The following is a 10,070-nucleotide window of genomic DNA, read 5'->3' on the forward strand; positions in this document are numbered from 1 at the left end:
TTCCAATAGATAAACCAATGGTTATTCAATCTCAACAAGAAGAAAATAACGGATAATATAAAATAGGAATAAAGGATATTCCTGTTAATTATAATAAAAATAACAAGGATGTATAACACGTGATATCCACACCTGATGAAAAGCAGGAATACTGGTGTATTCCTGCTTCAGTTAAAACAATAGAAGATCCTTTATTAGATAGTCTCGTTATATTATCGGAATATTATGGTAATCCTTGTTCTGGCGAGGCATTAACGGCTGGTTTACCTCTCGATAGCGCGTGGTTAACGCCTGAAATATTTCCTCAGGCCGCTGCGCGTGCAGGTTTAACTGCCAAGTTACTACGTAAGTCACTATTTGAGATGACATCGTTAGTATTACCTTGTGTTTTATTATTGAGAGATAAGCGTGCTTGTATTTTGCGGGAAATGGATGAAGTCAATAATCGTGCAGTGATCCAATTTCCAGAACATAGTGGTGAGTTGGAAATTGCATTAGAAGAATTAGATGCAAACTACACGGGTTATTGTTTCTTTATAAAAAAGCAATATCGAGGTGATAGTAGTATTGATGTTCATCAGCATGTTAACCATGGTCATTGGCTCTGGAACATGGTTAAAGATGCGAGTCCGATTTATCGTGATGTGCTGATAGCATCGATATTAGTTAATATCTTTGCACTCATATCTCCATTATTTATGATGAATGTGTACGATAAAATCGTACCGAATTTAGCTTTTGAATCACTATGGGTATTAGCCAGTGGAGCATCTCTGGCTTTTTGTTTTGATTTTCTTATGCGTCATATTCGAGGTTATTTAATCGATTTGGCAGGTAAGAAAATTGATATTGTTGTTTCTTCTAGGTTATTTGAAAAAGCAATTGGTATCCCGTTATCAAAACGCGCACCTTCCGTTGGAGGCATGGCCAAACAATTAGGTGAGTTTGATAGTATTCGAGATATGCTTACTTCCGCAACGATCACGACATTAATCGATTTGCCGTTTGCGTTATTATTCTTAGTGATTATTTATTTTGTCGCTGGTGATCTTGCTCTTATTCCACTGTTTTTTGGATTATTAATTATTGGTTATACCTTAATAGTACAACCTAAATTAAAAGTAGCAGTGGAAGAGTCAAATAAGTTCGCTGCTTTAAAACATGGCCATTTAATAGAAAGTTTAGCTGCGATAGAAGCGATTAAATCAAACAGTGCTGAAGGGATAATGCAACGTCATTGGCAGCAGATGATCGCACATACGGCTAATTGGCAATTAAAAGTGAAAAAGATAGCTAACTCTGTTTCTTATTTCGCTAGTTTTATGACCCAATTTACAGCAATTGGCGTGGTGATTTTAGGCGTATATCGTGTTTCTACTGTTGATATCTCGATGGGTGGGATTATTGCGGCTGTGATGTTATCAAGCCGTGTAGTGTCTCCAATGGCACAGCTAGCGAATTTATTAACACGTACCAATCAAACAGTAAGCGCACTGCGACAGCTTGATCAGTTGATGAAGGAAGAAGGTGAGTTTGAAGATAAAGCGCACTTGATCAGCCGTCATCGCTTAAAAGGAGCGATTAAAGCTGAAAATTTACAATTTACTTATCCTAATCAAAAAAAGCTGACGATTTCTCCAACAAATTTTTCAATTAAGCCGGGCGAGAAAATTGCGATCCTTGGTAAAAATGGTTCAGGTAAAACCTCATTAGCGAAATTGTTAGCGGGTTTATATCAACCTACTGAGGGGAACTTACGCTTTGATGGCGTTGATAGTGGGCAGATCCACCCAGCTGATTTACGAAGAAATATTGGCTATATGCCACAAGATATTACGCTAATCCATGGCACCATCCGTGACAATATCATGTTTGGTACGCGTCAAGTTACTGAGCATCAATTGCTACGCGCTGTGCAGCTTTCTGGTGTGAGTCATTTTACTGACCGTGATAGTGAAGGTTTAGATAAACAGGTGGGGGAATCTGGGCATTCTTTATCCCGTGGTCAGCGTCAAGCTGTCGCATTAGCACAAGCGATTTTAAATGATCCTCCTATTTTATTAATGGATGAGCCAACGGCTAGCATGGATGCCCATGCTGAGAATCGTTTTATCCAGTCGATGCAGCGCGTTGTTCAAAATCGTACGTTATTGTTGATCACCCACAAAATGTCATTACTGCCATTAGTTGATCGCATAATTGTCGTTGATAACGGTCAGATCATTTTAGATGGAAAGCGCGATAAGGTTTTGAACCAACTACGCCAAGGTGTATCGGGAGGGCAAAATGAGTAAGTCGTTTTCCGAGCAAGATCAAGACATGATGGATGATGTCTACAGTGCAATGATGATCGATTCGCCAACTAAACATCGTTACATGGTTTGGGCGCTATTTTTGATGGTGGTGTGCTTCATTGTGTGGGCGTGTTTTGCACAATTGGAGCAAGTCACTCGTGGCTCAGGCAAGGTGATCCCTTCCTCACAAGTGCAAGTGATCCAAAGCTATGACGGTGGCATGTTGCAAGCATTATATGTTGAAGAGGGAATGACGGTAACGAAAGGTCAGCCATTAGTCCGTATTGATGATACCCGATTTCGCTCTGATCTTGCGCAGCAAGAAGATGAAGAGGATAGCTTAAATGCCAATATCATACGCTTTCGTCATGAACTCAAAAGCATTGAAATTGGCGATGAAACTAAGGATTGGAAAAAACAGGTAAGGATCAATATTACACCACTGACTTTTACTGCTGAATTAGAGCAAAAAGAACCAGAGCTGATTGTTCGTCAGAAAGCGGAATATCAAGGGCGTTTAGAAGAGCTAGATAATCAATTAGCGATCTTAGCTCGTCAGATAGTGCAAAAACAACAGGAAAGTCATTCATTAGTTTCTCGCATTAGTACCTTAAAAAGCAGCTTAAGGTTGATTAATAAAGAAATGGTCATGACTAAGCCGTTGGCTAAAAAAGGGATTGTATCGGAAGTCGATCTATTACAACTAGAACGCAAGGTAAACGAAACGAAAGGTGAACTTTCTGCGCTATACGCTGAACAGCCAAAAGTAAAAGCCGCTTTGGATGAAGCGATTTTAAAACGTCGTGAAGCGGTATTGAATTACAACAAGGATGTACGTGCGCAATTAAATGAAATGACAGCTAGATTATCTCGCCTCACTGAAGCACAGGTAGGTTCGCAAGATAAAGTAGATAAAGCGGTATTACATTCGCCAGTAAATGGCACGATCAAAACCATCAATATCACCACGATAGGTGGAGTAGTGAAGCCGGGTGAAGCGATTTTAGACATTGTACCAACAGAAGATAATTTGTTGATTGAAGCTAAAGTTCAGCCGAAAGACATTGCCTTTTTGCATCCCGGTTTACCGGCGATCGTGAAAGTCACCGCTTACGATTTTACACGTTATGGTGGTTTAGATGGGACGGTAGTGAATATCAGTGCTGATACATCACAAGATGAGGAAGGTAATAGTTACTACTTAGTAAAAGTAAGAACATCACATTCCTATTTAACTAAATCAGATCAGACTCAAATGCCGATTATACCCGGGATGTTGACGTCTGTTGATGTCATAACCGGTAAACGAACCGTACTGGAATACATATTAAACCCGATTTTAAGGGCTAAAGAAATGGCGCTAAGAGAGCGCTAATTAATGATAAAGAGAGGGAGACTCGTTCATGCGTAATGGGCTAGGCAATAGTATTAAGAGAAGTTTAGTGGCAGCAGTTGTTGTTTCGACGTTATATCCAGCAGTGGCGATGAGCCAAACATTGGAACAAGCGGTTGCAACTACACTTGATACTAATCCTGAGTTACAACAAGCCTTGAGCCGTTTTAAAGTTCGTGAAGAGCAGGCAAATCAGGTATTTGGTGATTATTTACCGACGGTTGATTTAACGGCAGGCTATGGTTGGAAACAAAGTTCCACACCGCAAAGTCGGTTACAACAAGATGGTATGGTGGATTCAGAAGTACCTGAAGTTGGTTTGAGTATTCGACAAACATTATTTAATGGCTTTGCAACAGGAAACGAGTTGTCACGTTTAAACCATGAAGCCCAAGCAGAGCAATGGAAATTATTTGGAACAGCTGAAGATATTGCGCTCTCAGTGGTGAAAGTTTACATCAATTATTTAGTTGAAGAACAAATTGTGGTGTTAGCTCAAAAGAATGTAGATAAGCATCAAATCTTGTTTGATCAAATTAAAGAGAAAACCGAGTCAGGTTTGGGATCAACCGCAGATCTATCTCAAAGTAAAGGTCGACTAGCTCGCGCTTATTCAAATTTGATGTCAGCTGAAAATAATGCTGCAGATGCTCGAAGTGAATTTATCCGTGTAGTAAATGAAGCACCAGTGGATGTGATAGCCCCTATGGTTGATCACGATATGATCCCGCCAACGTTGGAACAAGCCATTACGATTGCTGAGAAAAATCACCCAATTATCAAATCAGCCAATAGCGATATAGATGCGGCTCGTTTTGAACGAAAAGCAGCTAAGTCCAATTACTATCCTGAAATCACATTAGAGCTCGGTGGGCAATGGTCTGATGAAAAGTTTGATTATACCAATGCGTTAGAAGGAGAGGATAAAGAGTTACAAGCAGCAATTCAGATGCGTTATAACCTGTTTAATGGTGGTAAGGATGCCTCACGTGTTCGTGAAGCTGCTTATAAAATTAACGAAGCGAAAGGGGTACAACAAAATACTTTTCGTGACGTTAAAGATGGCACAACACTCGCTTGGAATGCTAATTCATTCCTAGGTAAACAAAAAGACTATATTCGAACCCATGTAGAGGCATCAAAAGAGACTCAATCTGCTTACGAGCATCAATTTAGACTTGGTCAACGTTCATTACTTGATTTGTTGGACTCTGAAAATGAATTATTTGAGGCACGTAAAAGCTATTTACGTGCAGAATTTGATGAGTTGCTTTCACAATATCGTATTTTACATGCGACAGGTCAGCTACTTTCTTCGTTACGTGTAACTACGCCAGAAAGTTGGAACGTTGGTTCGAATAGCCAAGGAGAGGCAAAATAATGAAAACCATAGTGACGCTAAGTACATTAATTTTGGTATCTACGGTGCTGACCGGATGTGCGACACCAGAAAGCCCAACATCTGTTATTACAGAGCAGAAATACGATCTTCGTGATCTTGATGGTGATGGTGTTATTGAAGCCCGTGATCAATGTCCAAATAGTATTGCTGGCTCTAAAGTGAATAATGTGGGTTGTGGACAGGAGAAAGAAATCGCACAACGCATTGAGCTTAAATTGAACTTCGCTAATAACTCAGCTGTGATTGAACCTAAATATGAATCAGAAATTGAAGCAATTGCTGACTTTATGCACCAACATCCAGATTCCGCTGTGACGATTGAAGGGCATAGCAGCAAGGTTGGGAGTTATGAGTTGAATATGGCTTTATCACAAAATCGAGCAGAAGCAGTCGTGAATATGTTAACAGAAACATTTTCAGTTGATGCAAATCGTTTAAAGGCAGTTGGTTATGGGTATTCACGTCCGATTGATGATAGTGAAAGTGAGTTAGCTGCAGAACGAAATAGGCGTGTTATTGCAGCCGTTTCAGGAACAGATAAAACCATTGATATGAAGTGGGATATCTATTCAGTACCTGAGTAATAAAAACAAAAAAGGAGCTAATTAGCTCCTTTTTTAATGTGCTTACAACGGGAATTAACGTTCCCAGTATGCTTCTTCTAGGCAGTCTTCACGCTCTGGTAGGCCATGAGATAGGCGAGGAGCATGTTGGATCAATACTTCATAACTTACACGGTTTGAGTACTGACAAATCTGTGAGAAAGACGAGTACGATAAGAAGTTCGCTGTATGCTTCGCAGAGTTCGGTACATTGATCTTATGGAAGCGGTTAGCTGACATATCGTGTAGTAGGGCAGAAAGAGCTGCATCACCTGCACCGTTAGTGTTTTTGATCTCAACTGGGCCACCAAGGTATGGTGCAATGTGAGAGTAAACACGGATTGGGTTTTCACACTCGTTTTTCGCCATCGGACGGCTGAATTCGTATTTGTTGAATTCTGGGATCTTACCTGGAAGTAAAGGCAGAGTAGATTCACGTTTAAGTTCATCTTCCGTGTAACCTGCCATATATAGACCAGCAGGGCCAGCAGTACAAAGCACCATATCAACCCAATCAAGCGCTTTATCAGCAGCTGTTAGCGGGTCTTTTTCACCTGTTAATGCTTCAGCTTCTTCTTCGTTCATCGCAACACAAGTTACGTGCTCTTTTAGAAACTCAATCCACCATTCGCGCTTATCTTCGATAACGTATTTAGTACCCATAGTCAGTACCACTGGCACATTGTATTTTTTCGCGTATTCGATAGCTTTAAGTGCTGCATCTTTCATTGGGTCTGTTGGCTTACCACGAACAAGGTAAGTTGATAGCACCAATGCAGAGGCTTTTTTGAATGCAGATTCAGGAATACTTTCAGGGCGAAGTTGGTTCATTTGACCTTCGTTAATTGCGAAAGTACGTTCACCATCAGCACTGATCAGTGTGTAGCAACGACCGATAGGGCCATTTACAGGTTGTAGGTAATCTAAATCCATACGGCTAGAGGTGTTACATAAATAGCGGTATGCGTATGAACCGATTTTTAGATCTTGGCTCATTACACCAAGAAGAATAGATTTGTCATCGGCTAATACAGAGTAGTTGTGCAATGTATTACCAATGGTATCGCCAGGGTATTCGTGGCTGATCAGTTTGCGATCTTTCAGTTCTTTATAAAGCAACTCGGCTTTATCTTCATCGAGAACGACTGATTGTCCCTTAGTGAGCGCATGTCTGGCTAAGAAGTCATCGTCAACGCGTGCTTCAATATCAACAATGGTTTGACCTACGCCAATTAGGTGCGATTTCGCTAATGGGTTGTCTTGTTGAATTTGTGCAACTAATGGATCACGGGCATTGACAGGAAAGTAATGTTTTGACTTACGTTGACCAGGAAATTTCATGTCTTGATGGCTATGGAATTAAGGGATTTTGATTCATTCTAACATAAAAACGAGACTGGAATCTCATTTCTTTGAAATATACTGATTATAAGTGTTCTTTTGCTGTTTTTTTGAACGAGTCAAATAAAGTTAAGGAAAAAGAGGTTAATAACTATGCTCTTAAGCAATACGGCTAGCTTTTATAGTGAAATAAAAACAGTAGGATTTAATACAAGTCTAACCTAATTGATGGTTTATGAATCATAAAGTTATGAAAAAAGCCGCATTGGCGACTTTTTTCATAGTAATGGGATAAAAGCGAAATTAGATAGCTTAATTTAGACGCTTTAATTCTTCTTGTGATGTTGTACCACCAACAGGGCGATTCACTGAAATAGAGCGACCTTTCTTCATGCCTTTTTCGTAATCATCTGTTAGGGCTTTCATCGCTTCTTGAAGTTGCTTTTTAAAGGTTTCACGATCAAGGTTTTCAAACTGTTTATCAATATAGTTCGCCATACGCTGATCATGATCATCGTCAGTTGTTAGCTCTGGCAGTTTTTCCAATGCACCTTCAATCCAACCCGCTAAGAATGAATTAACACGGCGAGTTACTTCTTGTGTGCTGGTACCTGTGCCAGCGAAGCTATTTCTAAATTGTCCCGTTTGTTGGTTCATTTCACGGTAAACAATATCGAAAGCGAAGGCTGCAAAAATTGCACGTTCAGCCATCCCGATAAATTCAGCTTGTTTTAGACCTTTGTAGTTTGTTAGTACACATTCCACGCCAAAACGACGGTTGATACCACGGATAATTTTTAGAATCTGTGCACTAATATCACTTGGTAATAAGGTCTTAGACTTGGTTTTACCCATTTTGATGAATTCAATATCGTCTTTCTCAAGACCATATTTGAGCATGAGGCGATGGGCCATTCGAATAGCTTGTGCGGCTTCATTGACGTTTGCCGAGTTACCTAATTCAAGGCATTTTGCTATTTTTTTCAGTGCCTTTCGCTTTTGTTCTGACATTCAACATACTCACGATTTAAAACAGGGCGCATATTTTACCGCTTTAGCTAAGAGCACATCAAGGGCAATGAGTGATAAGGTGGAAAATATCATGGTTGTTTGCTTGCTCTCACCTTGTATAAATGACGAGGGGTTAGCATAATGCGGAAAGTTTAAGCCGATGTTGAAGCCCAATGACTACTTCTTATTTATCTATTGATGTTCCCTTTGAATTTCGCCATACCTGTTGGTTTTGTGGTGAACCGTATTATGAAAGCCATGCCTTTATGGCTAAGCCTAACTATGATGGGCAATCTGAGCCGATCATGGTGCCGTGCTGCCAAGAATGTTTTTCGTTTTCTAATGATATTAAAGTCAGTAGCTTAGATATTCTTCGAGATAAGGTGAAAGAGAAGCTACATAAGAAGTATCAAAAACATCTACAAATAGGTGTTAACTGGACCAAAGAAGAGTTGGAAGACTCTGAGTTCGAAGGCAAAGCATTAGAAGGCTTTCGAGAAAGTGGCTGGAAGATGTTTGAGATTGCTAAAGAGCGAGTGAATTACCGAGGTTGGGCTGTCAGTATTGACGGGATCCCGGTTGAGGGATTGACCACGGCATTTCAATTTGAGTTTGATGGCATTGTTTATACCAGTTTAAATCATGCCGTGACGCAATTAGCCACAGCGTATGCGATTCCACAACCTTACCTTGAACAAGTCATTGAGTTGGTGGGGCGAGACAAAATGGCTTATGCATTACGTTTTTGTAAAACGAGTTATGGCTATTCTGCGGCAGAAAGAGAGGCGAGTTTAGCCAGTCTTCGTGCGTTGTTAGCTGAAGAAAAAGCCAATAAGTCAGAAGAGAAAAAGGTGAGTAAGCGAGGTAGAAAAGTACCGATTTCTGAGATCAAAGAATTGATCTTATTTCGTACTATGATTTCACCTTATGCAATCCAATGGGCGTTGGAGCATGGAGCAACCACCCTGCATGCGTTGGCTCAACAAGAAGATGCTTTCTTTGAGCATTTTAATCAAGAATCTGAATTAACCGCTTTTACATATTTTAATGCTTTGCAGGTCTATTTAGAGCAACGTGAAAACGATCATGAATGGGCGGAGACATCAGATCCGAATAAACATTTATTTTAAGTAGTACGCTTTATCTCCCGTAAAAATATCGTAGTGTTTTCTAAGATATTTCATAAATATGATGTTTACTCCCTCTACATTGTTAATTATTAGCATAGTAGATGGGAGTTAATGTATTTCTCTAACCACCTCTCATGCTATTACTATTTATCTTTGTGTATTTCATTGCCAATATTGTGACTTATCGCATTTTAAGTGTTCGAAATTGAAGCTCTTATGAGTCAGTTGTACATTGGACTCATTCAGTGTTTTTATTATTACTTTGATTTGTAAGATTTATTTTTAATTATCTTACTAAGTAGGTTAATTATAACTTTATAGATAATAAAGAAACTCGAATCTTAATCTGAGCATTAGGATTAACGTTAGTCGTATTAGTTAATAAAGATTTATAAATGTCATAAATAACAGAATAAACAATAGTTAAACTTTTAATTTAATCGCCTGTTGTTGCTTAAATCTGAGTAAGCAATATATGTTAAAACGAATGCCATTGGAGGGCTTGTGAAATACTGGTTATTTTTAGTCTTATTATTGAGTGCCAATGTACATAGTGCTGAAAATGCACTTTTCTTTGTTGATAAGCCTCGAGCAATTAGTATTGCGGAATCAGCACTGACGGAAAAATATGGGGCAGAGGTAGCAACGTTTGATGCCCCCACGACTGTTCAGCATTACTTTAAGAGTAATGAGATGGAATCGGAGCATTTACAAGTTAGATTTACTAAGCTGGAATCGGTAGAGCAGTTGGCTAACGGTTATGAAAAAGTGACAAATAACAATTACACCGTGAAGTTGACTAAAAATGGTGAGGTCATTAGCATCAAAAAAGGCGTGTCGATGATGACATCAAAGGAAAAATCCTAGCACCATAAGACTAATTTATTGTTTTAAATG

Annotated in this window: 8 protein-coding genes; 6 read left to right on the forward strand and 2 right to left on the reverse strand. The window is 39.4% G+C overall.

Features of this window, described 5'->3' with window-relative positions; translation table 11 throughout:
* Window positions 1-119: 119 nt before the first annotated feature.
* Genes E5A76_RS18450 through E5A76_RS18465 form a run of 4 tightly spaced genes read left to right on the forward strand, consistent with a single transcriptional unit; the run spans window position 120 to window position 5,673 of the window.
* A complete protein-coding gene (locus E5A76_RS18450) occupies window positions 120-2,294 on the forward strand; it encodes a type I secretion system permease/ATPase (protein WP_161119817.1) in 2,175 nt (724 codons plus the stop codon).
* Window positions 2,287-3,669, forward strand: a complete 1,383-nt coding sequence (locus E5A76_RS18455; RefSeq protein ID WP_161119818.1) for an HlyD family type I secretion periplasmic adaptor subunit — start codon at window positions 2,287-2,289, stop codon at window positions 3,667-3,669. The genes E5A76_RS18450 and E5A76_RS18455 overlap by 8 nt, the downstream gene beginning before the upstream one ends.
* Window positions 3,670-3,697: 28 nt before the next feature.
* The gene (locus tag E5A76_RS18460; protein ID WP_161119819.1) at window positions 3,698-5,068 is read left to right on the forward strand and encodes a TolC family outer membrane protein; all 1,371 of its coding nucleotides are present in this window, start codon (window positions 3,698-3,700) and stop codon (window positions 5,066-5,068) included.
* Window positions 5,068-5,673 carry an OmpA family protein gene (locus tag E5A76_RS18465; RefSeq protein ID WP_187695688.1) on the forward strand — a complete coding sequence of 202 codons (606 nt, stop codon included), beginning with the start codon at window positions 5,068-5,070 and terminating at the stop codon, window positions 5,671-5,673. The genes E5A76_RS18460 and E5A76_RS18465 overlap by 1 nt, the downstream gene beginning before the upstream one ends.
* Before the next feature lie 54 nt (window positions 5,674-5,727).
* On the opposite strand, the gene E5A76_RS18470 is transcribed toward E5A76_RS18465, so the two are convergent.
* Both E5A76_RS18470 and E5A76_RS18475 read right to left on the reverse strand, forming a co-directional pair.
* Complete coding sequence (locus E5A76_RS18470; protein ID WP_107167010.1) at window positions 5,728-7,032, reverse strand: inosine/guanosine kinase; 1,305 nt, start codon at window positions 7,030-7,032, stop codon at window positions 5,728-5,730.
* Between the two features lie 312 nt (window positions 7,033-7,344).
* The gene (locus E5A76_RS18475; protein ID WP_053989781.1) at window positions 7,345-8,043 is read right to left on the reverse strand and encodes a DUF2786 domain-containing protein; all 699 of its coding nucleotides are present in this window, start codon (window positions 8,041-8,043) and stop codon (window positions 7,345-7,347) included.
* 173 nt (window positions 8,044-8,216) lie between these two features.
* Between E5A76_RS18475 and E5A76_RS18480 the strand changes: the two genes are divergently transcribed.
* Entirely contained in the window at window positions 8,217-9,173 is a 957-nt protein-coding gene (locus tag E5A76_RS18480; RefSeq protein ID WP_161119820.1) for a hypothetical protein, read from the forward strand.
* A 504-nt stretch (window positions 9,174-9,677) separates the two neighbouring features.
* The gene (locus E5A76_RS18485; protein WP_161119821.1) at window positions 9,678-10,040 is read left to right on the forward strand and encodes a hypothetical protein; all 363 of its coding nucleotides are present in this window, start codon (window positions 9,678-9,680) and stop codon (window positions 10,038-10,040) included.
* The last annotated feature ends 30 nt before the right edge of the window (window positions 10,041-10,070 follow it).

It is taken from the genome of Photobacterium lucens (assembly GCF_009873615.1).
Classification (GTDB): domain Bacteria; phylum Pseudomonadota; class Gammaproteobacteria; order Enterobacterales; family Vibrionaceae; genus Photobacterium; species Photobacterium lucens.

What these genes read in the sequence shown, in the direction of transcription:
- E5A76_RS18460 (WP_161119819.1), top strand. Translation starts at nt 3,698, where the DNA reads ATGCGTAATGGGCTAGGCAATAGTATTAAGAGAAGTTTAGTGGCAGCA.
- E5A76_RS18465 (WP_187695688.1), top strand. Translation starts at nt 5,068, where the DNA reads ATGAAAACCATAGTGACGCTAAGTACATTAATTTTGGTATCTACGGTG.
- E5A76_RS18475 (WP_053989781.1), bottom strand. Translation starts at nt 8,043, where the DNA reads ATGTCAGAACAAAAGCGAAAGGCACTGAAAAAAATAGCAAAATGCCTT.
- E5A76_RS18480 (WP_161119820.1), top strand. Translation starts at nt 8,217, where the DNA reads ATGACTACTTCTTATTTATCTATTGATGTTCCCTTTGAATTTCGCCAT.
- E5A76_RS18455 (WP_161119818.1), top strand. Translation starts at nt 2,287, where the DNA reads ATGAGTAAGTCGTTTTCCGAGCAAGATCAAGACATGATGGATGATGTC.
- E5A76_RS18470 (WP_107167010.1), bottom strand. Translation starts at nt 7,032, where the DNA reads ATGAAATTTCCTGGTCAACGTAAGTCAAAACATTACTTTCCTGTCAAT.